The following is a 20,089-nucleotide window of genomic DNA, read 5'->3' as shown; positions in this document are numbered from 1 at the left end:
ACAAAGCTGCGCCGATAAAGCAATTGGAAGTGGACGCATTGCTGATACGCGCGCTGGCCCTCAAACTGCTTATTGCACTTAGTCTGTGCCAGATCCATGCATCTGCCCTTGCGGACGACACCAAACAGATCCTGCTGATCACCTGGCGAGGCATGACGGCTGCCGAGCAAGGCTTCATGTACGCTTTGACGGATATGGGTGTGAAAGCAAACTTTGCTCAGTTTGATGCGAGCCGGAGTGAAACCAAGCTCGCCGGTTACCTGCGCGAACACCGGAAAGACCTTGAACAGCTCGATCTCATTTACACCTTCGGGACGACCGCAACGAAAGTCGTTCAGAATTTTGGGATCGCAGACGTGCCACAGATTTTCAATGTTGTGGCCGATCCGGTCGGCTCCGGGATTACGCTCTCCTATGGCAAACCGACAAAAGGCGTGACAGGGGCAAAGATGTCTCTGTCGACAAAAGTTGTTCTTCAATTGATGGAACGTTTGCTCGACTTCGAAACAATCGCCGTCGTGCTGGATCCGCGGGAAACCGCTTCTGTTGTCGAGGCCGACACACTGACACTTGCAGCCGAAGCCATGAACAAAACGGCCAAACGCCTTCGTTTCATCCCGGATGCAGGCAATGTCGACCACCAGATCGCAGCTTTGAAACCGGATTTGGAAAGTGTCGATGTTATCTTCGTGACGGCCTCCGCGGCATTTGTGGATCACGCTGAAACGATGCGGAAGCTCCTTCCGCAAACCGTGGTCAGTGTTGCCACGTCGCCGGCTCTTTTGGACGCAGGTGCAACCGTTGCCTTTGGTGCGGAATATGCTCAACGCGGAGAGGCTGCAGCCCAAATCGCGGCGCAAATACTGCTGGATGGCAAGTCACCGGACATGGTTCCAATTGATGAAGTTCAGGTGAATGAGGCGGCCTTGTTCATCCGCATGCACAGTCCTGCGAACACGCTTTTGAACCTCGGCAAGGCCGCCAACCCGATCATTTTCAAGTAGGCCGGCCGCGGCCTATTCCGACGGCCACAGCCGGAAGCGGCAAGTGCCCTTGCCTTCGCGCGTCAAAGCCCCTAACTCGGAATGATGAAACAAGATACATTGCCTCCCCGCGCTGAAGCGCGCCCCCAAACCATAAAAACCCACGGTGTCACACGCCAAGACGATTTTGCTTGGCTGCGAGCTGAAAACTGGCAGGAGGTCATGAAGGACCCGTCTGTCCTTGATGACGATATCCGCGCCTACCTAGAGGCTGAAAACGCCTATCAAGACGCACAGATGAGCGCGACCAAGCCGCTGCAAGAGCAATTGTTCGCCGAAATGCGTGGCCGTATCAAGGAAGACGACAGTTCGGTGCCCTCCCCGGATGGCCCGTTTGCCTATGGCCTTCGTTTCGAGACCGGCGGCCAGCAGCCGATATTTTTCCGCACACCCCGCGGTGGCGGTTCCGAAACCATTCTTATCCACGGAGATAACGAGGCAAGCGGCAAGGCCTATTTCAAGATCGGGATTGCCAGTCAGTCTCCAGACCACAAGCTTCTGGCCTGGTCCTACGATGACAAGGGATCGGAATATTACACTCTGCGCATCCGCGACATCGAGACCGGAAAAGACAGGGATTATGCCATCCAGGATGTCGGTGCAGGCGGCGTGTTCTCAGCGGACAGCCGGTACATGTTCTACATCAGGCTCGATGCCAACCACCGGCCGTCGAAACTGTTCCGGCACGAAGTCGGAACCGACCCTTCAACCGACACACTCGTCTATGAGGAGACCGATCCGGGCTTCTTCATGGGCGTTGGCAAGACCCAGTCGGGCGAGACGATCCTGATCGACATACACGATCATGAAACATCAGAAGTCTGGATGATCCCGGCCAGCGATCCGTTGTCGGACCCAGTTCTGATCGCCCCCCGCGAAACCGGAACAGAGTACTCGGTCGACGACCATGGCGACCTTCTGTACATCCTCACGAATTCCGGAAGTTCCGAAGACTTCAAGATCGTTACAGCGCCCAAAGCCGCCCCCGGAAAAGCGAACTGGCAAGATCTTGTGGCCCACAAGCCGGGGCGTCTGATCCTGTCCCATTGCGTCTACAAAACCTTCATGACCCGCCTCGAGCGGGAAGACGGATTGCCGCGCATCATCATTCACCGGCTCGCCGACGGGCTGGAGCATTCGGTTGCCTTTGACGAGGAGGCCTATTCGCTGGGCCTCGGTGGCGGTTACGAGTTCGATACAACCGATATCCGGTTCACTTACTCGTCTATGACGACGCCTTCGCAGACCTTTGACTACAACGTCGAAACGCGGGAGCGCACGCTTCGCAAGGAACAGGAAGTTCCGAGCGGCCATAATCCGTCGGACTATATTACTCGGCGGCTTATGGCGCCCGCAGCCGATGGCGAGCTTGTACCGGTCTCGATCCTCTATCGGAAAGACACACCCCTGGATGGAAGCGCTCCACTGCTGCTTTACGGCTACGGGTCCTACGGCATCTCGATCCCGGCCAGCTTCAACACCAATTGCCTGTCGCTTGTAGACCGCGGTTTTGTCTACGCTCTGACACATATACGCGGCGGCAAGGACAAGGGCTTCAGATGGTACAAGGACGGCCGCAGGGAAACGAAGAAGAACACCTTCACCGACTTCATCGCCGCAGCTGATCACCTTGTCGCGGAAAGCTTCACCAGCCACGACCGCATCATCGCTCAAGGCGGTTCGGCGGGCGGCATGCTGATGGGAGCTGTGAGCAATATGGCTCCGGAAAAATTCGGCGGGATCATCGCAGAGGTCCCGTTTGTCGACGTCCTGGCAACCATGCTGGATGACACGCTGCCGCTCACGCCGCCTGAATGGCCGGAATGGGGCAATCCGATCACGGACAAGACGGCGTATGAGTACATCGCCTCGTATTCGCCCTACGACAATGTCGCCGCCAAGGACTATCCGGCGATCTTCGCCCTTGGTGGTCTGACAGACCCCAGGGTGACTTACTGGGAGCCGGCAAAATGGGTCGCAAAGCTGCGAGCCTTGAAGACAGATACCAACCTTTTGATGCTCCATACGAACATGGACGCCGGCCATGGCGGAGCGTCCGGACGTTTTGACCGTCTGAAGGAAGTCGCCCGCGTACAGGCCTTCGCTCTGATGGTGACTGGAAAGGCCTAACCGGCTATCAAACCTCACACATATGTGAAACAGGCACCGGCTTCTTCCCATGGAGCCGGTGTTTCTTTTGCGGCCAAAAAGTCTAGTCTAAGCCGCATGTTACATTCACACACATGAAAGAGGCCGTCATGAAACAGCCCTCCCCCCTGGCCGCCAGACGCATTGCCAGTTTGACCCTAGCGGCCGCAATGCTCTCATCAGTGTCGATTGCCAGTGCCGCAGAGCTGCGCTGGTCGTCTCCCACGGACCCGCAGACAATGGATCCGCACGCAGTGAACTCGGCCCCCGTGCTGGGTTTTCTGAACAACGTTTATGAAGGGCTCGTGCGCCGCGACAAGGACATGCAGATAGAAGGCTCGCTTGCGGAAAGCTGGGAGCCGCTTGGAAACGAGGGCTGGCGGTTCAACCTGCGCCAGGGCGTCAAGTTCCATGATGGCGCAGACTTCACTGCGGAAGATGTCTTGTTCTCCTACCAGCGTGCCTCTTCCGAAGCTGCCGACACAGCCTCATGGTTTGCTCCGATAAAGGACGTACAGGTTGTGGACGACTACACGATCGACTTCCTGACCCACGCACCTGACCCGATTTTTCCTGACTCAATCGCCAATTTCATGATCCTGGACAAAGGCTGGGCGGAAGCGAACGGCGCGGTGACCCCGGCCAAGGAGACGGAAACCTTCGCGACCTTGAACACCAACGGCACAGGCCCCTTTAAGGTCGTTGCCAGGGAGCCCGGCGTGCAAACCGTGCTGGAGCCCTTTGATGGGTGGTGGGATGAAGCCGGCCATAATCTGACCAAGGCGACTTTCCTACCGATTGCCAATCCGGCGACAGCCGTTGCCGGTCTCCTGTCCGGGCAGGTTGATCTCATCGACCCGGTCCCGGTTCAAGATGTAGACCGCATCAGCCGCCAGGACGGACTTACGCTTCACCAAGGCATCGAAGCCCGTGTGATCATGCTCGGGTTTGGCCATAGTCATGAGACGCTGAAATATTCGGATGATGCCACCGGCAAGAACCCATTCCAGGATGTCAGGGTTCGGGAAGCGGTGCAAAAAGCAATCAACGCCGATGCGATGGTCGACAAGATCATGCGCGGAAAGGGCGAAGTTGCCAGCCAGTTGGTTAGTGCCCAGATGAAAGGCTATAGCAACGCTGCGAGCGAGCGTATCGGCTACGATCCTGATGGGGCAAAGGCACTGCTTGAAGAGGCTGGATATCCGGATGGCTTTTCCTTTGGCCTGCAATGCCCGAATGACCGCTACATCAACGACGAGGCTCTTTGCAAGGCAATGGCCGCAATGCTGACACAGGTCGGCATGAAGGCGGAGTTGAACGCAATGCCCGTGCGCAGCTACTGGCCCGAGTTGCGCGAAGGCAATTTCGACATGTACCTCTTGGGATGGTCACCCGGCACATTTGACGCTGAACACCCGATCCGCTTCCTCGTGACCAGCCAGAATGACGAGAAGAAGCTCGGCAGCTGGAATTTCGGCGGTTACTCAAATGCTCGAGTCGACGAGCTGTTGCCGCTGATCCAGCGGGAGATTGATCCGGAAAAACGTCAAGCCATGCTGGATGAGGTCGCCCTGATCGTTCGCGACGATGTGGTGTATGTACCCCTCCACATTCAGCCGCTCCTGTGGGGATCAAAGTCCAACATCGACCTTACGCAGCGCGCGGACAACTTCCTGATGCTGAGATGGATCACGGTGAACTGACCAGCACAGACATAACGGGGCTCAGGGCATCTCAAACGCGAACCTGCCCCGGACCGGCAATCACCACCGGTGCTTCCTTAAAGCCCCGGTGGCATGAATCTGACGCCTTGATTTGGTCCCGTTATTGGAGTGTGCTAGCGGGTAAAGTTGGAATGTGACGATTAAGGGTCATATCACCGGCGTTAGACAGTCCAGGAATTTTAAGATGGTTCTTATTCAATACTTTCATCAAGTGTTTAACGGCGTTTCCTGGTCAAAGATGCGTAGGATGATCGCGCTGGTTTCCGTATGCGCATTGGCCTCGTGCCAGCAAATCCAAACACCCTCTGACCTCCTGTTTGCCCCCACCTTCAGTCAGTCGCGGGAGCAGTTCCCCTACACGGCGAACACGCCGTATGATTGCCGGACTTTCTCGGGGTCCGGATGGAAGGGAATTGCCGGTGGAACGGTTAGCGATTTTGGCGACCGCTATCCCGTTGCGCAGACCGGATGCTTCAAGACCCGGCAGGAGAGTGAGGCTTACCTCAACATCATGCGGTCGTATATCACCACCCAAACATTTATCGGATGCAGACCTCACACGGCATAACCTGCGATCTTTCACGACCGATATCCACTATGACAAGGTTCCCCTGAAAATCGGACGGGCCGCCAGATACGCCTGCATGAAGTCTCGAAGCGCTGCGGCCCGTGCAGACAACAAGCGGCCGCTGGGCCAAACGGCATAAACCGGCCTTTCACCGCCCTGCCATTCGGGCAATATGTTCACCAGCGAGCCGGTTTCCAGAGACGGTCCGATTTCCGTCGCCCCCAAGAGGGCAATTCCGAGACCGTCTTCTGCAAACTGGCGGGCTATGCTGATGTCGTCCACGACATGATCGCCGCGCACCGGCAGCCTCACCTCCTGGCCGGAGGTCCGGTGTGTCAGCTGCCAGTCCGGAATTGCGGCGACGCCGATAAGCTGATGTGTTTTCAAGTCCTCAGGATGACGGATGGGGGAATTCGCGCCGACATAGTCCGGTGACGCCACCAGACCGGTGGCAATCGTCCCAATACGTTTCTGATACAAACTGGCATCGCGCTGCTCGCCAATCCTGAGCGCTAGATCGATCTGCCCCTCTCGCAGATCGATGTTGCGATTGCTCAGGCGCAGGTCGAGCAGAATGCCGGGATGGGCCTTCAGGAAGGACGACCACATGGGTTTCAAAAGACCGACAGAAATGTTCGTGGGCGCAGCGGCCTTAAGGGGGCCCTTCAGGGAATGCTGGTCGCTGCTGAGTTTTTCGAGTGTGGCTTCGATTGTCAGAACCTGATCAGCCAGGGCCTCGAAATAGGTTTCACCCGCCGCTGTCAGAGCAAACTTGCGCGAAGATCTGTGTAAGAGCTGCAGGTCCAGCCTGTCTTCGAGCTTCTTCAAACGGCGGGTGACGGTTGCCGGCGGGAGGCCTAGCCGTTCGGCAGCCCCTGCCAAACCGCGTGCGCGAACGATATGAACAAAGAGCGCAATGTCATCAATCATGATTTCTTTTTCGAAACTGGATACCTAAGTATCCATTGTATATTTCGTTTTTCGGGATTCATAACAGAAACAGCACAAGAAAACGCAACAGCACACGCGCAACCGGAGCCGTCTTGAGCGGCAACGATCCGTCCGATCCGGGCCGGCACTCAAACTTCATCACAAGATGCCAATCATGGACGCGGACGTTGGCGGGCCACGAAGCCTAGAGATCCTTGGAAAAGAAAACCGTTTCTTTGATCGGGGTCGGATAATAGGCGGCGGTTTCCCTGAACCCTGCATTTTCATACAGCCGGATAGCCCCCGTCATTGTCGGTAGGGTATCGAGCAGCATCGTCTTATAGCCCCCAAGCACCGCGGCATGGATCACCCGTTCGACCAAGAGAGCACCAACACCGAGGCCTCGCGCTTCCGGCAGAACATAAAGCCGTTTCATCTCACAGCTCGAACCTGTTTCGAATGGCCTTAACCCGACACACCCGCAGACCTGACCCGCGGGATCCTTGGCGAGCAACAGTGCACCTCCCGGCGGGGAATACTTGCCTGGAAGGCCCGCAAGCTCTGCCTCAAATCCCTGATAGGACAGGTCAATGTCCAGCCAGTCCACATAGGCTTGAAACAATTGGCGGATCGCCTGCAGGTCTTCAGCCGTTTCGGCCTGCCGAACAGTTATTGGCGACTTGAGTTTCATGAGTTGCTGACCACGCAATGGGATACATCAGTTAGAGGTCGAAGAAACGCTCGGAATTGCCTTCAGATAAGCAGCGATCGCTTCCCGGTCGCGCGCCGGCAACTTGGCCATATTTTCTTGGACATGCACCATTTCGCCGCCGACAGAGTCATATTCCGGCGTGAAACCGCTCTCCAGATAGTAGGCAATATCGGACGCGGACCAACTGGCGAAATTTGCGTCGCCCTGCGTAATGTTTGGAACCGTCCCCTTGCCGGTCGGCGCCGGTGCACCGCCGAGCCAAGCGGTCAGCACAAGCCCCCCGGCAAAATCGCGCTTCGTGTGACATTCACCGCAATGGCCGGGCCCTTCGACCAGATAGCGGCCGCGTTCCCACAACTGCTCGTCCACTTCCCCAACCGGGCCTAAAACAACTGGTGAAGGGTCTAGGAACACACGCTTCCAAAGCCCGAGACCGCGCCGCAAATTGAACGGAAACGCAAGTTCGTGACCGGCCGCCCTGCCCTCTACTGACGGAAGGGTTTTCATGAAGGCAAAGAGATCACTGATATCCTCCGGTGTCATGCGGGCATAGGATGTGTAGGGAAACGCCGGGTAATAGTTGCGGCCATCCGGAGATGTCCCATGTAGCATTGCGTTGGCAAAGTCAGTGACTGTCCACGCCCCGATGCCGTCAGTTGAACTGGACGAGATATTCGGAGCAACAAAGATCCCAAAAGGCGTTTCCAGCCGCAAGCCGCCGCCAAGCTTGAGCAGGTCCTCCCCCTTGGCGCCGGCTGCAGCGTGACAAGATGCGCAACCGCCTGCCCAAAAGACGGTTTCGCCCGCCTCCGGATTTCCGGCGGACAACAAGCCTGCTTGCGAAGCTTGAATTCGGGTGGGGGCGGAAAGTGTCCAAGCAGCTGCGCCCCCGGCCAAGACAAGACCGGCTGCAATTGCCAGGAGTGTTTTCATATCCGCTCTCCGCGCCTTAAGTGCGATTGATTAACGGGTCCGGAAACCCTCATGACAGGACTTGCAGGTCGCCAGCACCGGTCCGAATGCTGCTTTAAAGGCGTCAATATCTGCCGGGCCGGGCCGTCCTGAGGCTTCCATGGCCGCCCCCGTTGCCGCAGCAAACTTGTTTATTTCAGCCATGAACCCGTCCGGGTCAGACCAGATTGCAGCGGCAGCCTTCGTATCTCCCTGATCAGACCCCTCCGGAAAATAGTCACCAAATGCGACTGCAGATGCATTCATGGCTGCAATCGCTGCTTTACCGGCTGCCGGTGTGTAAGCGATTTCGCCTTTCATCATTCCGCCGCCCAAGCCGGCAGCTGCGCCTACGGAAGACATTAGCGCTTTGCGGGTAGCAATTGGATCATTAGCGGTCTGCGCTGTTCCGATACCGGTCATCAAAATCAGTCCCGCAGTCGATACCAATGTTAGCATGCGTCTCATATCAGTTCTCCTCGTAGCGTCTACGATTTCCCTCGCGCTCCACGGTAGTGCGGGCCAACGGCGGATCCGAAGTCAAACAATCGTGATCTGATAGCGGCCGGGACAGGAATGAAGACCCGGCACTCCCTGCGCGCGCTTCAAGACGAGGGAAACAGTAAGAAGATCCGGCCACACGGAGAAGTGGTTTTATTGCCCTTGGTGGAGGACCGCCCGCCATTTTGAACCGCACACTTTAATTTCATATTTGAAATTTAAAAGATCGTTATTGGGTATATAAATTCAAATTTGGTATCAATAGATCATCCGTCGTTGTCTTAAACATGATGGAGATCCCCGATGAGCCACTATTTTATCAGTGCCGGAATTGAACTGGAGGACGGCGCCGAGCTCGAACACGCAGAAGCTGGATTACGCCAACTGGCTGAGCAGACCCAGGCGGAACCTGGCTGCATCCTTTTTGAGATCCGCCAAAGCCTGGACCAGCCGGAGAAGTTCACATTGTGGGAATGCTGGGAGAGCCCGGAAGCGCTCGCTGCCCATTTTGAGGCAGACCACACTAAAGCGTTTCTTGCCTTGGGTCTGACCAAGATCAACTACATCGAAAAGCTTGGTGAAATCGGCGACAGGACATTTGCCGGTGCCGGAAACCACCCTTCATGAGGCAGCGTCTGATCGCAACGACCCTCATGTCCTTTGGCCTCTCCTTTCTGATGTCCTGCTGGGTCACCTTTATCAATCTTGGCTGGAGCGGCCAGTTTCCCGTCCAATGGATGTCGGCCTTCAAATTGGCATGGCCCGCTGCCGCAGTCATTGCCTTCGTGATTGGACCGCCGGTTCAAAAGGCAGCCGCATTTATGGCCAACCCCAAATCGCAGCAAGTAGCTGCCGCGCCGAAAGAAAACGTCATGCCTGTTACCCGTCAGAATTTTGAAGAGCTCGGACTACCGGTTGGACCCTATACACACGCTGTAAAGGCGGGGTCCTTGCTCTATACCTCCGGCTTCACCGCCTTTGGCACACCGGCTCAGCCGGCTGACGCCAAAACACAAACCCTGGCAGTGCTTGACCAGCTGGAACTCGTCGCCGAGCGGTCCGGAACCAGTATGAAAGAACTGGTCAAGGTGACCATCTTCGCAATATCACCCGAGGATATTCCGGGCATTCGCGATGCCCTTGCCGCGCGCTACCAGGACGATGTTCCGGCAAGCTCTCTGGTCCTGGTGGCCGGGCTGTTCGCACCGGACCTGAAAGTGGAGATCGAAGCGGTCTTCGCTCTCTGACAGCAGGCCCCGAATGACCGGCAACAAACCAAAACCCCGGCTTGCGAGCCGGGGTTTTCATGTGTCCGCTTAGCGAGCTTACTTGGTCGCTGCTTCGTACATTTCCAGGACGTAGTCCCAGTTGATCATGTTGTCGATGAACGCTTCCAGATACTTCGGACGCGCATTGCGGTAGTCGATGTAATAGGAGTGTTCCCAAACGTCGCAGCCAAGGATCGGCGCTGCGCCGTGAACCAGAGGGTTCTCGCCGTTTGGCGTTTTCATGATTTCAAGCTTACCGTCCTTGACAGCCAGCCATGCCCAACCGGAGCCGAACTGACCAACGCCAGCTGCAATGAAATCAGCGCGGAACTTGTCGAAACCGCCGAGGTCGCTGTCAATCGCGGCCTGCAATGCGCCCGGAAGTGAAGAGCCGCCGCCGTCTTTCTTCATCCACTTCCAGAAGTGAATGTGGTTGTAGTGCTGACCGGCATTGTTGAACAGCGGTGCGTTCGTGCCGAAGCTTTCCTTGACGATGTCTTCAAGGGATTTGCCTTCAAGGCCGCTTCCAGCAAGCAGCTCATTGCCTTTGGTCACATAAGCCTGATGGTGCTTGTCATGGTGAAACTCCAGGGTTTCAGCCGACATGTACGGTGCAAGCGCATCATAGGCATACGGCAGGTCGGGCAATTCGAATGACATGTCAATCTCCTTAAGGGATCAGTCGGCCAGACGGCCGGAATAGGACTGCGAGTGCCCCCGCGTCGTGGCGCAAAATAGGATCGCATCCGGGTTACGGCAAGACGCGTGGCCCAAAATAAAGAAATTTTTCTTTTCTTTTTCAAGAGCAAAGAGACTTAACGCTTGTCCTGCGTAAAGGCTTCGCGAATGAGCCGTGAATCAAAATTGACAGGCATCTGACCTTCGATCGCGTAGATGTAAAGCGCTGCTCGAAGGATCGCACTGAGCGTCGTCACAACCAGCGACCCAGCCAGCAGACCAATCACCGCGAAGGTGATCAGGGCGCTGCCAATTTCCGGATTTTGCTTGAATGTATAGGCGCCCATGAAAAGCACCGGAAACGTCACAACAACGATGATGAAATTGAGACCACCCAGACCAATATGGCCGACAAGGGCTTCTCCCCAGGTCTTGCGGACGGCCTGAACGGACCGGGAAATCGCTGTGAACGGATTGACTCCGTCCACCACCAGGATTGGCACAACAAAATAGGTGGCAACGGCCCAGCCCGCCCCCAACAAGTTTACGAACAAGCGGGCCAGCCCCTTCAGCCTGCTTTCCAGCATCTGCAAAAGCCAGCCGACTGTCGCTGTTATAAGGGCCCACATCAGGATCTGCGGAAGTTTGCGGACAGAAGACTTCAAGCCATCCATGACCGTCGGGTCTCCACCGGCGAAACGGATAAGGGCACAGGTCAAAAGGCCGGCATTGAAGAAAATCATGATGAAGTAGTTGAGGAACAGGAAGGCAAACATGAGCAGCCAGAAGCGCGGATCCTGATCCGGCTGCTCGGTTTCCAAAATGCTTTGGAAAAAACTCTGGAGTTCTGGCGAAGCGTAGATGACCCAACCGCCACTGCCAATCACGAGACCGAGGCAAAGCGTGCTCATGACCGGAAAGAGCAGCATTTCCTTGTCCAGCAACAACACTTTCCAGCACGCCACTCCAAGCGCAATTCCGCGCTCAATCCGTTCGAACATGGTTCCGCCTTTCTGGATCAAAGCCAGGGATATGGCCGACTAAACCACAGGGTCGTTAATACCAGCCTCAGAAAACGAGGTGGCAGGCGTGAACCTTCACGCATGAACGGCCGCTGCGTCTCCCCAGATGCCCGCTCTTTTTACAGGCCATTCAGATTAGCGATGCCACACCCGCAACCAACGCCCCATGTTCCATCAGAGCAAAGAGTAACACAGCAGGTTGCGCACGGGCTCTTTCGCCTGTTTCGAAAGGGGAAAGGAGGCCTACTGCTGCTAGTCCTCGGCGCACACCTGCCAGCAGCTGTTGCTGCGGATATCCGTGTCATTGATGGCGATACACTTCAGCTGCGCGGAGAAACAATAAGGCTGAGCGGCATTGATGCGCCGGAGCTCCATCAGTCCTGTCAGGATCTGAATGGACGGCACACACCTTGCGGTCTCCTGGCCAAGGCGGCACTTGACGGACTTGTTGGCGCCGGTTCGGTTACCTGCACCGGTAACATGCATGATGCATATGGACGCCGGATTGCCACATGTTTTCAAGGAACGGCCAATTTGAACCAGGCCATGGTGCGTTTAGGGCAAGCGCGTGCCTATCTCCGCTACTCCCGGCAATATGAAAAAGACGAAGTTATCGCCCGCGACAACACGACCGGCTTTTGGCGCGGCACGTTCGAGCCTCCCTGGCGGATCCGGGCGGAAAATCTAGATCTCCCAAGCAGCGAGGGATCCGGCGGCTGCCGGATAAAGGGCAACATCTCCTCCCAAGGACGCATCTACCACAGTCCCGGAACGCGCCATTATGGGCGTACACGTATCAATACAGAAACGGGCGAACGCTGGTTCTGCGCGGTCAAGGAAGCCGTGGCGGCAGGCTGGCGCCCCGCGAAACGCTAGCCCTCGGGATATGGGCTGACCAACACGCCATCACGGGAATTTGAGGAATTGTGCCCCAAAGTCACTTTATGTGATCCTCAGCACGAAACTCTTTGGATGGAAATACTATCTCTCCTTTCGTAGCCGGAACGAGCTACATACAAAAATGGAGATAGTTATGAAATTCACTAATACATACGGTATGGCCGCAATTATTGCCGGAAGCATTTTTTTTGGCACAACAAGCTCTTCATTTGCTGGCCCTAGCAATGGATCTAATCTTGGGGAGTGTTACAACAACTGGATTTCCTGGTGTAATGAACACACTGCCGGTTATCCGAACAGCTGCTATGGCGAGAGCATGGACCACTGCGACGGTGTTCACTCTGCAAACATGACGCAAATCCCCGGATACAAGGTCAAGTCCATGAAAACCCAAGCATTGCGCAAGGCAAAACGTACGGATGTCCGCGTGATAGCGCCTGCGACACCGGTCCGCCGCGCGAACTAATCTGTCGACCCTTGATCAAAAAGCCCTGCAACGGACGCGTTGCGGGGCTTTTGTTGTATGGACCGGGATTTATCCGTCAGAAGAAACAGCAGGGGTGCCCATTCCATCTTCCGGGACCGGTTCGGGACGCCGGTTTGGCCTGTTCGCGATTTGGGCATCAAACAGGTCCCTCGCTTGCCTGCCTCGGGCACTGTTCTCAAAGCAAATGCGCAATCCATGCTCGACAAGCAACTTAGGATGAAACTCAAGACTGTCCGCAACACGTGCCACTGCAACGCTTTTGGATTTGAGGTAGTCGAAAACCAGCTTGTCGATCACGATGGCATCCATGCGCCGGAAGGCCAGTTTCAAGATGTTCTGCTCGTCATTTTCCGAAAGCTCGGCCGTCACTTTTTGGTCCGCAATCATGGCATCCAGACGCGTTTCGTTCACGTAGCCCCGGACCACTCCAATGACATATTGTGTCAGATCGTCATGATCCGACCAGTTAAAGTCGCCGTTTTCCGGTTTTAGGAAACCAACCGGGCTTACGCCGAACGACTTTGAAAACAAACAGCGGCTCCCACCTTTCTCCGCATCTATTTCCGCCGAATAATATTCGGGAAAGACACCAATCCAGCCTGTATCTTCTTCGGCAAGCTTTATGGCCCGGTTCCAGGGAAAGACTTCGACTTCGATTTGAACACCGGCAAGCGAGAATATATCGCGCACGACATCCGTATTCGGCCCCTCGCCGTCAGCCTCGACGTAGGGAGGCCAGTGGAGCGTTGTTAACTTCAGGGGTTCGGCAAAAGCCAAGGGCATTGAGACAAGTGTCGTAAACACAAGCGTCAATAACCAACGCATCCTTGCCTCTCCTGTATAAAGGCCGGCTCCAAACACTTGGGTCATGCTGGAAGAGCAGACGGGGCGCGGGCAGCCGACCGCACCCCGTGTTTGTTAAAGTGCCGAGTTAAACTTGTCGCGGGCCGCGCGTCCCGCATCACTGTTTTCAAAGCAGATGAACAGGCCGTGCTCAATGAGCAGCGTCTCGTTGAACACAAGGTCACCGGCCACTTTGCCAACGGCCGGGTCGTTCGCCGCAAGATGCTCAAATACCAACTTGTCGACGACACCGGCAGCTGCCCGGCCCCCGGCCACTTTCAAGATGTTTTGGGAATCGTCGTCCGCTTCCTCGGTCTTGATGTCACCCGCAGCCACCATTTCATCGAACTTTGCCTCGTTCGAGTAGCCCCGTACTACGCCAATGGAATGGGCTTTCAAATCATCATGGCTCGACCACGAAAAATCGCTGTCTTTTCTTTGCACGAAGCCCACCGGGCTCACACCGAATGACGCTGAGAAGAGACAACGGTCGCCCCCTTTTTCAGCGTCGTTTTCTGCAGAGTAGTACTCGGGATAAACACCGATCCACTGCGGGTCTTTTTGAGCCAGGTTGATGGCCCGGTTCCAAGGGAAGACAGCAACCTCAGCGGTGATGCCAGCCTTTTCAAACGCGGACTTGACCGCATCGGTGCTTGATCCGCTTGCATCGGCCATCACATAAGGCGGCCATTCGAGGGTCGTCAGCTTGAGCGTCTCAGCTGATACGCCTGTGGCGGCGAGCAAGGCGGTTGCAACAGAAGTGGACAGTAGGAAACGCATTCGATCCTCCGGAATGACGTTGGTGTTCCATAAGTATGAGGCCGCGACCTTAGCGCCAATTTATGAACGAGCCTTTTCACTCAAGCCCAAAGAGGTATGGAAAAACACGGATTTACCGGAATTTTGGAGCTGCTTATGGCAGTTATGACAAGGTTCTCAATCCGAACCGAATGACACCTGTTCGGTGATATGCCACTGTCTGCTCCGGATCCCGCCTCTCTGCCCAATCGAGCGATCACATGCATGAAATCGGCCGAAGCCCGGTCAGTTTAGCCCTCGGCGGCCTGCTCGCCCTCGCCGCGGCCATGGGTATCGGACGCTTTGTCTATACGCCCATCCTCCCCTACATGGCGGACGGCTTGTCTATGCCGGCTCAAGACGGCGGTCTGATCGCTTCGGCAAACTTTCTCGGATATCTTGCCGGTGCGCTTCTGGGCTCCAGCAGCCGCCTGCGCGGGGATCCCCGGACCTGGTTTTTGGGCGCCCTTGTCGCAAGCGCACTGACCAGTGCTGCCATGGCCTTCACGGCTCAGGTGGAGATGTTTCTGGTAATCCGCTTCATGAGCGGTGTTGCCAGCGCATTTGTTCTGGTTTTTTCAGCGGCCCTTGTTCTGGAGCGCTTGACGCTTTCAGGCCGTGCAGACCTGTCAGCTCTTTTCTTTGCCGGGGTCGGGATCGGCATCGCTTTTTCTGCAATTTTGATCGCATTCCTCGGGCATATCGCCGCAACATGGGAACACTTGTGGCTGGCAAGCGCGGGCGCGACACTCGTATTTGCGGGCGGTGCTGCAGTTCTGGTGCCCAAAACAACGCCTGCCTTGACGGAAACAACCAAGCCAAATCTCCAAGACGCGCCAAAACCCGAGGCATCAGGCAGTCTTGCCGGTCTATTCATTGCATATGGCCTTTTCGGCTTCGGCTACGTCATCACCGCGACCTTCGTTTCAACAATTGCAAGAACAGTCCCTGCCCTCCAGCCGGCCGAGCCCTGGGTTTGGCTGTGTGTTGGTGTCTGTGCGGCACCGTCCATCTTGATCTGGAACCGGATCGCAAACCGGATCCGCCCACGGCCTGCCTTCGCGCTCGCATGTGTTCTGGAAGCTGCGGGTGTCGCGATGACAGCCTTGAGCCAACACCCGCTGGTCTTTCTTTTCGGCGCCGCTTTGCTGGGGGTGACGTTTATGGGCATCACGGCACTTGGGTTGACCCAAGCACGCCGGCATGCCGAAGCCCTTGGACCGGACAGAGCCCGGACCCTGCTGGCCGGTGTCACCGCCAGCTTCGGGCTTGGCCAGGTTGCCGGACCATGGTTTGCGGGCCAACTTCATGCAATGACCGGCTCGTTTCAAGCGCCGTCACTGGCAGCTGCAGCGGCCCTCATTGCCGCTGGTCTCATTGTGCTGCGATAAAGATCACGCGTGGGAAAAGTCCCAGTAGAGGTCACGGGCCCTCGCCGCAATCGGGCCAGGTTGAATGTCCCGCTCTTCGATCCGCTTGACCGGCGTGACCTTGTTGTAATTGCCGGTTGAGAATATCTCATCGGCCTCGAGGAACTCGTCGTAGCCGAGAGTGCGCTCGAAGACGTCATAGCCGGCTGATTTCAACAGCTGGATCACCCGCTGGCGCGTTATGCCGTTCAAGAACGTCCCGTTCGGGGCCGGCGTATGCACTTGCCCGTCCTTGGCCATGAAGATGTTTGCCGATGTCAGTTCAGCGACATTGCCGAGCATGTCGCGGACGACCGCATTGTCAAAGCCACGTTTCTTGGCCTCCATCATGGCTCTTGCATTGTTCGGATAAAGGCACCCCGCCTTGGCATTGACGGGCATGCTTTCCATGGTCGGCCGCCGGAAGGGCGATAGGGTGATGCTCATTGCCGTATCTTTCGGGGCCATCGGCGCATCGAAAAGGCACATGCAGAACCGCGTGCTGTCCGGGTCCGCTGCGATCACGCCGGGCCCATCAGCCTCTGCCCAGTACATCGGCTTGATGTATATCTGTTGATCGGAATTGAACTTGGCGGCACCGTCTTTGGTAAGATCAATCATCTCACCCACGCTCATGGTCGGGTTCATGCCCAAAGCAAGTGCGGAATCATTGACGCGCTGACAGTGTAGATCCAGATCCGGCATCACGCCTTCAAAGGCACGCGCTCCGTCGAACACGCTCGACCCCAACCAGGCAGCATGAGATCTGGGCCCCATGATCGGCGGATTACCCTGATGCCATGTCCCGTCAATCCAGGTCCATGTTTCACTCCAACCGCTCATGCCTCTCCCTTTCTCAAGCATTTTTTCGTCGTTTGGCAACCGACACAACACATCAACCCATTCAGGGTCAACACTTTACCGTTTCATTCAAGCATATAGCTCTATTTCTTCCGCAACCTTCCAAAACTGGGGGCAATTTGATCAAAAGACACGCCAGTTGCGGGAAAATCGTTTCGAAAGGCAAAATCCCTGCTTGCACCCTCACCAGCCCGGCTTCTTTCATGAACCACTGCGAAGTTAGGTGCTTGACCCAAATTCAGAAATGTTCTTATTTTGTTCTTAAAAGCAGGGAGAATCCGATGGAACAAAGACTGTCGATGACAACGTTGGTTGTAGACGATGTGACAGCCATAAGGCACTTTTTCGAAACCGGTCTTGGCTGGCAGGTCAATGCAGCCCCCTCACCGGATATTGCCTTCTATCAGGTTCCAGGTGCGGTTTTCGCGGTGTATGCGCGCGCAGCGCTTGAAAAAGAGACCGGAATTACTGCCACCAAGGCTCCGACCGGGGCCGTGACACTTGCCTGGAATGGCAGAACGGAAGACGAGGTCGACAGCGCCTACGAACAAGCCCTTTCGGCAGGCGCCCGGCCCATCAAGCCCCCTGAGAAGGTGTTTTGGGGAGGTTACTCGTCCTATGTCGAGATCCCGGGCGGGCACCTTCTGGAAATCGCCTTCAATCCCTATTGGGCCGTCACGGAAACTGGCGCCATCATATTGCCGAATCCCCAGTAGGTTCACAGGCGCCTCGCATAGAAACCTTCCAATCCGTTCTCCTAGAAAGCCATTTTTCACCCGCGGATGTGTAACTATCGACCTTTGTTGGAGACATGACAGCTTGACGGCGCGTTTGGCAGACGGTTCTCTGCAGATATCTTGTTTCAAGAAATTTTCAGGGGATCTGCATGGCCTACGCCGTTTATGTATTTGATGCCTATGGCACGCTCTTTGACGTCCATGCAGCCGTCCGCAAGCACGCCGAGAAACTTGGGCCTGATGCCCAACGGCTGTCTTCCATCTGGCGGGAGAAGCAACTGGAATATTCCTGGGTGCGTGCGCTGATGGGAACCTATCTCGACTTTTGGCAGCTGACGCAGCAAGGCCTTGATACGGCCTTCGCGCTCGTGCCGGGTGCCGACAAGTCGCTGCGGAATGACCTTTTGAGCGCATATTGGGAGTTGGACTGTTACCCGGAAGTCCCTCACGTGCTCACAGACCTCAAGGCAGCGGGCGCCAAACTGGCGATATTGTCGAATGGATCCCAGCCAATGCTGGATGCCGCTGCCAAGGCAGCGGGGCTCACAGAGCTGTTTGACGAGATCTTTTCTGTCGACAGTTTGCGAACCTTCAAGACAAATCCCCAGGTCTACGAGATGGTTACGACCCACTTCCGTATATACCCTGAAGAGATTTCCTTTCAGTCCTCAAACCGTTGGGATATCGCGGGCGCAACGGCGTTTGGATGCCGGACCGTGTGGATCAACCGGGCCGGTATGCCGGACGAGTATACCGACCTTGCCCCCAAGGCCGTTCTTGCCGACCTCACTGGCCTGCCCGGACTGGGATAAGGCTTCAGCACAGCAAGTTGCTGAAGCCGTTCTCCCAAAGCGCTTTCTCTGACAAGCAGAGGAATTTGCGCGGGTTTGGCATCCGCCTGAACACAGAATCCTCCACCAAGCGTGTCCAGGCGGAAACCTCTTTAGAAACTGCGGGACAAGCCGATCATAAGCCGGTGATTACCAGCCGTGCGTTTTGCCCGGGTGCCATTGTAACTGTCCCGCGTGTCCACGATCCCGGTCAGGGAGTAATCCGCCCGCACCCGCCAGCTGTCCCTGATTGCAACCTCAACACCGCCGCCAAGAACGGGACCGATGTTGACGGATGAGTGTTCCTTGCCGTTGGCCTTCAGACTGTGGTCCGTCGCCGCAATCCCGAGTGACAGGTAGGGCATGACATTCTGGATCGGCACACCGGCCCTGGCTTTCAAACTCGCGGACCACTTAGAGCCGGTATCCACCGAACCCAATGTCGGGTGGCGTCCTTTTTCCCGCGCGCCCAGGTAAGTGGCACTGCCTTCGACACCCAGCACAAACCGGGATACTTCCCAGTTGTAACCGCCGAACAAGCCAAATGCGGCATCGACCCTGGAGATGTCTTTCTTCCGGCCGCCGCTGTCAATGTCGGTGACGGTTTGGGACACACCAGCTTCAACCCCAAGATAGGGACCGGCCCAGATCGCCCCTTGTGGAAGGATCGGATCGAATTCGGACGGCGCGGGATCGGGAAGGTCGGCGGCAATTGCTCCGGATACCAGAACAAGAAGGAAGGCAAGCAACACCAAAGGCTCAAGAAGCCAGTGGCACCGCAGAAACCGAAGCGCAAAAGCGCGTCCACTCCGGCGGACCCGGGTATGGGTGCCCGGCACCTCAATCAGATTATTGGAAACAGAACGTACCATGGAGGTTCTCACTCGCTAGGGAATAATGGCATCGAACTACAATGATCAAATTTTATTGTAAAACGATAATTCTGAAAATGCCTGCAATAATTTTTTTGTCAATGGCAATATCAAAAAAATTGCTTGCCAAGGAAAATTGCCCTATAGGTGCCCCGCGCAACAGGCAATTCAGGAGCGAGCAATGGGTGAGTTGGAATGGGTGGAACGGGAACAACGGTTGGTGCGCATCCGGCGCGTTTCCGCCTTTATGAAGTGGACGGTTACCGTGTTGCTCGGTCTCATATTTCTGATCGGTGTCGTCTTGATTGTCGGCATCGCGCTGCCGGCCGACCTCATGATCGCCCCTGAAGAAACAATCGAGATCGCGGATATCGAAAGGCCTCTCGGCGAGATCCCGCAACTTCAACGCCTGTTCATATCCGCAATGACCGGTGTTGCATTCCTTCTTTTGATGGGAGCCGGATGGAAACTGCGGCAAGTGTTCAAACGGTTTCAAAAGATGGAATTTTTCTCGCCAAAAACACTGGCGAGTATTATCTCCTTCGGCAGCTGGCTCATTGGATTTGCCGTATTCGATCTCATCAGCGACCCGGTGGGCTCCGTATTACTGACTTTTGACCTTCCGAAAGGCGAACGTTCCATTGATGTGACGCTGGATGGCGGGGAGGTTTTCATCCTGCTTTTGGGCGCTTTGATGCTGCTCTTCGGCTGGATCTTGAGAGAAGCAGCTCTGATCGCTGACGAAAACCGTCAGTTTGTCTAGCCAGCAGGACCCGGACATGATCCGCTTGAAACCCGTATCAGATG

General features: G+C 56.0%; 22 protein-coding genes. 12 read left to right on the top strand and 10 right to left on the bottom strand.

The genetic code is table 11. The features are described from left to right. The first annotated feature begins 38 nt into the window (after nt 1-38). From E1180_RS11380 to E1180_RS11365, 4 genes are all read left to right on the top strand, one after another. Nucleotides 39-1,004: an ABC transporter substrate binding protein gene (locus E1180_RS11380; RefSeq protein ID WP_155191287.1), complete on the top strand. Its 966-nt coding sequence runs from the start codon at nt 39-41 to the stop codon at nt 1,002-1,004. Between the two features lie 84 nt (nt 1,005-1,088). Continuing rightward, nucleotides 1,089-3,173 (top strand): S9 family peptidase, encoded by a 2,085-nt coding sequence (locus E1180_RS11375; protein WP_155191318.1) that lies wholly within the window; start codon nt 1,089-1,091, stop codon nt 3,171-3,173. 128 nt (nt 3,174-3,301) lie between these two features. Beyond that, entirely contained in the window at nt 3,302-4,894 is a 1,593-nt protein-coding gene (locus E1180_RS11370) for an ABC transporter substrate-binding protein (protein WP_155191286.1), read from the top strand. 205 nt (nt 4,895-5,099) lie between these two features. Next, nucleotides 5,100-5,483 (top strand): hypothetical protein, encoded by a 384-nt coding sequence (locus E1180_RS11365; protein WP_155191285.1) that lies wholly within the window; start codon nt 5,100-5,102, stop codon nt 5,481-5,483. Between the two features lie 27 nt (nt 5,484-5,510). Here the strand turns inward: E1180_RS11365 and E1180_RS11360 are convergent, their stop codons facing one another. The 4 genes from E1180_RS11360 to E1180_RS11345 form a co-directional block, all read right to left on the bottom strand. Further along, nucleotides 5,511-6,413, bottom strand: coding sequence for a LysR family transcriptional regulator (locus E1180_RS11360; protein ID WP_155191284.1), 903 nt, complete (start codon nt 6,411-6,413; stop codon nt 5,511-5,513). Nucleotides 6,414-6,618: 205 nt separating this feature from the next. After that, nucleotides 6,619-7,104 carry a GNAT family N-acetyltransferase gene (locus tag E1180_RS11355; protein ID WP_155191283.1) on the bottom strand — a complete coding sequence of 162 codons (486 nt, stop codon included), beginning with the start codon at nt 7,102-7,104 and terminating at the stop codon, nt 6,619-6,621. A 27-nt stretch (nt 7,105-7,131) separates the two neighbouring features. Further along, nucleotides 7,132-8,058 (bottom strand): c-type cytochrome, encoded by a 927-nt coding sequence (locus E1180_RS11350; RefSeq protein ID WP_155191282.1) that lies wholly within the window; start codon nt 8,056-8,058, stop codon nt 7,132-7,134. Between the two features lie 30 nt (nt 8,059-8,088). Continuing rightward, nucleotides 8,089-8,544 (bottom strand): c-type cytochrome, encoded by a 456-nt coding sequence (locus E1180_RS11345; RefSeq protein ID WP_341873556.1) that lies wholly within the window; start codon nt 8,542-8,544, stop codon nt 8,089-8,091. 336 nt (nt 8,545-8,880) lie between these two features. Between E1180_RS11345 and E1180_RS11340 the strand changes: the two genes are divergently transcribed. Next, nucleotides 8,881-9,204, top strand: a complete 324-nt coding sequence (locus tag E1180_RS11340) for a putative quinol monooxygenase (protein ID WP_155191281.1) — start codon at nt 8,881-8,883, stop codon at nt 9,202-9,204. Further along, nucleotides 9,201-9,824 (top strand): Rid family hydrolase, encoded by a 624-nt coding sequence (locus E1180_RS22230; RefSeq protein WP_208997080.1) that lies wholly within the window; start codon nt 9,201-9,203, stop codon nt 9,822-9,824. Before E1180_RS11340 ends, E1180_RS22230 begins: the two co-directional genes overlap by 4 nt. A gap of 78 nt (nt 9,825-9,902) precedes the next feature. Here the strand turns inward: E1180_RS22230 and E1180_RS11325 are convergent, their stop codons facing one another. Continuing rightward, the gene (locus tag E1180_RS11325) at nt 9,903-10,505 is read right to left on the bottom strand and encodes a superoxide dismutase (RefSeq protein WP_155191280.1); all 603 of its coding nucleotides are present in this window, start codon (nt 10,503-10,505) and stop codon (nt 9,903-9,905) included. A 155-nt stretch (nt 10,506-10,660) separates the two neighbouring features. Continuing rightward, entirely contained in the window at nt 10,661-11,524 is an 864-nt protein-coding gene (locus tag E1180_RS11320) for a DUF6159 family protein (protein ID WP_155191279.1), read from the bottom strand. 162 nt (nt 11,525-11,686) lie between these two features. Between E1180_RS11320 and E1180_RS11315 the strand changes: the two genes are divergently transcribed. Both E1180_RS11315 and E1180_RS11310 read left to right on the top strand, forming a co-directional pair. Beyond that, entirely contained in the window at nt 11,687-12,421 is a 735-nt protein-coding gene (locus E1180_RS11315; protein WP_155191278.1) for a thermonuclease family protein, read from the top strand. Between the two features lie 340 nt (nt 12,422-12,761). Beyond that, nucleotides 12,762-12,911 (top strand): hypothetical protein, encoded by a 150-nt coding sequence (locus E1180_RS11310; RefSeq protein WP_155191277.1) that lies wholly within the window; start codon nt 12,762-12,764, stop codon nt 12,909-12,911. Between the two features lie 69 nt (nt 12,912-12,980). On the opposite strand, the gene E1180_RS11305 is transcribed toward E1180_RS11310, so the two are convergent. Together E1180_RS11305 and E1180_RS11300 are read right to left on the bottom strand one after the other, a co-directional pair. After that, a complete protein-coding gene (locus E1180_RS11305; protein ID WP_196220581.1) occupies nt 12,981-13,757 on the bottom strand; it encodes a substrate-binding periplasmic protein in 777 nt (258 codons plus the stop codon). 93 nt (nt 13,758-13,850) lie between these two features. Beyond that, entirely contained in the window at nt 13,851-14,555 is a 705-nt protein-coding gene (locus E1180_RS11300; protein ID WP_155191276.1) for a substrate-binding periplasmic protein, read from the bottom strand. A gap of 239 nt (nt 14,556-14,794) precedes the next feature. Here E1180_RS11300 and E1180_RS11295 point away from each other — a divergent pair, with 239 nt between their 5' ends. Next, the gene (locus E1180_RS11295; protein WP_208997079.1) at nt 14,795-15,964 is read left to right on the top strand and encodes a YbfB/YjiJ family MFS transporter; all 1,170 of its coding nucleotides are present in this window, start codon (nt 14,795-14,797) and stop codon (nt 15,962-15,964) included. Nucleotides 15,965-15,967: 3 nt separating this feature from the next. Here the strand turns inward: E1180_RS11295 and E1180_RS11290 are convergent, their stop codons facing one another. Beyond that, complete coding sequence (locus tag E1180_RS11290) at nt 15,968-16,825, bottom strand: branched-chain amino acid aminotransferase (RefSeq protein ID WP_155191275.1); 858 nt, start codon at nt 16,823-16,825, stop codon at nt 15,968-15,970. Between the two features lie 299 nt (nt 16,826-17,124). On the opposite strand from E1180_RS11290, the gene E1180_RS11285 reads away from it, so the two are divergent. Both E1180_RS11285 and E1180_RS11280 read left to right on the top strand, forming a co-directional pair. Beyond that, a complete protein-coding gene (locus E1180_RS11285; RefSeq protein WP_155191274.1) occupies nt 17,125-17,559 on the top strand; it encodes a VOC family protein in 435 nt (144 codons plus the stop codon). A gap of 170 nt (nt 17,560-17,729) precedes the next feature. Continuing rightward, nucleotides 17,730-18,392 (top strand): haloacid dehalogenase type II, encoded by a 663-nt coding sequence (locus tag E1180_RS11280; RefSeq protein ID WP_155191273.1) that lies wholly within the window; start codon nt 17,730-17,732, stop codon nt 18,390-18,392. Between the two features lie 131 nt (nt 18,393-18,523). Here E1180_RS11280 and E1180_RS11275 read toward each other — a convergent pair whose 3' ends face one another. Further along, complete coding sequence (locus tag E1180_RS11275; RefSeq protein ID WP_155191272.1) at nt 18,524-19,282, bottom strand: outer membrane protein; 759 nt, start codon at nt 19,280-19,282, stop codon at nt 18,524-18,526. A 181-nt stretch (nt 19,283-19,463) separates the two neighbouring features. Here E1180_RS11275 and E1180_RS11270 point away from each other — a divergent pair, with 181 nt between their 5' ends. Next, the gene (locus tag E1180_RS11270) at nt 19,464-20,045 is read left to right on the top strand and encodes a DUF2975 domain-containing protein (RefSeq protein ID WP_155191271.1); all 582 of its coding nucleotides are present in this window, start codon (nt 19,464-19,466) and stop codon (nt 20,043-20,045) included. Nucleotides 20,046-20,089 lie beyond the last annotated feature (44 nt).

The sequence above is a fragment of the Roseibium denhamense genome (assembly GCF_009711415.1).
Lineage (GTDB): Bacteria > Pseudomonadota > Alphaproteobacteria > Rhizobiales > Stappiaceae > Roseibium > Roseibium denhamense.
The sequence above is the reverse complement of the archived record's forward strand: the minus strand, read 5'-3'. Positions and strand labels throughout refer to the sequence as shown.

Excerpts from the sequence above, each read along its gene's own strand:
- E1180_RS11375 (WP_155191318.1), top strand. The coding sequence starts at position 1,089 with ATGAAACAAGATACATTGCCTCCCCGCGCTGAAGCGCGCCCCCAAACC.
- E1180_RS11370 (WP_155191286.1), top strand. The coding sequence starts at position 3,302 with ATGAAACAGCCCTCCCCCCTGGCCGCCAGACGCATTGCCAGTTTGACC.
- E1180_RS11365 (WP_155191285.1), top strand. The coding sequence starts at position 5,100 with ATGGTTCTTATTCAATACTTTCATCAAGTGTTTAACGGCGTTTCCTGG.
- E1180_RS11360 (WP_155191284.1), bottom strand. The coding sequence starts at position 6,413 with ATGATTGATGACATTGCGCTCTTTGTTCATATCGTTCGCGCACGCGGT.
- E1180_RS11355 (WP_155191283.1), bottom strand. The coding sequence starts at position 7,104 with ATGAAACTCAAGTCGCCAATAACTGTTCGGCAGGCCGAAACGGCTGAA.
- E1180_RS11350 (WP_155191282.1), bottom strand. The coding sequence starts at position 8,058 with ATGAAAACACTCCTGGCAATTGCAGCCGGTCTTGTCTTGGCCGGGGGC.
- E1180_RS11345 (WP_341873556.1), bottom strand. The coding sequence starts at position 8,544 with ATGAGACGCATGCTAACATTGGTATCGACTGCGGGACTGATTTTGATG.
- E1180_RS11340 (WP_155191281.1), top strand. The coding sequence starts at position 8,881 with ATGAGCCACTATTTTATCAGTGCCGGAATTGAACTGGAGGACGGCGCC.
- E1180_RS22230 (WP_208997080.1), top strand. The coding sequence starts at position 9,201 with ATGAGGCAGCGTCTGATCGCAACGACCCTCATGTCCTTTGGCCTCTCC.
- E1180_RS11325 (WP_155191280.1), bottom strand. The coding sequence starts at position 10,505 with ATGTCATTCGAATTGCCCGACCTGCCGTATGCCTATGATGCGCTTGCA.
- E1180_RS11320 (WP_155191279.1), bottom strand. The coding sequence starts at position 11,524 with ATGTTCGAACGGATTGAGCGCGGAATTGCGCTTGGAGTGGCGTGCTGG.
- E1180_RS11315 (WP_155191278.1), top strand. The coding sequence starts at position 11,687 with ATGCCACACCCGCAACCAACGCCCCATGTTCCATCAGAGCAAAGAGTA.
- E1180_RS11310 (WP_155191277.1), top strand. The coding sequence starts at position 12,762 with ATGGACCACTGCGACGGTGTTCACTCTGCAAACATGACGCAAATCCCC.
- E1180_RS11305 (WP_196220581.1), bottom strand. The coding sequence starts at position 13,757 with ATGCGTTGGTTATTGACGCTTGTGTTTACGACACTTGTCTCAATGCCC.
- E1180_RS11300 (WP_155191276.1), bottom strand. The coding sequence starts at position 14,555 with ATGCGTTTCCTACTGTCCACTTCTGTTGCAACCGCCTTGCTCGCCGCC.
- E1180_RS11295 (WP_208997079.1), top strand. The coding sequence starts at position 14,795 with ATGCATGAAATCGGCCGAAGCCCGGTCAGTTTAGCCCTCGGCGGCCTG.
- E1180_RS11290 (WP_155191275.1), bottom strand. The coding sequence starts at position 16,825 with ATGAGCGGTTGGAGTGAAACATGGACCTGGATTGACGGGACATGGCAT.
- E1180_RS11285 (WP_155191274.1), top strand. The coding sequence starts at position 17,125 with ATGGAACAAAGACTGTCGATGACAACGTTGGTTGTAGACGATGTGACA.
- E1180_RS11280 (WP_155191273.1), top strand. The coding sequence starts at position 17,730 with ATGGCCTACGCCGTTTATGTATTTGATGCCTATGGCACGCTCTTTGAC.
- E1180_RS11275 (WP_155191272.1), bottom strand. The coding sequence starts at position 19,282 with ATGGTACGTTCTGTTTCCAATAATCTGATTGAGGTGCCGGGCACCCAT.
- E1180_RS11270 (WP_155191271.1), top strand. The coding sequence starts at position 19,464 with ATGGGTGAGTTGGAATGGGTGGAACGGGAACAACGGTTGGTGCGCATC.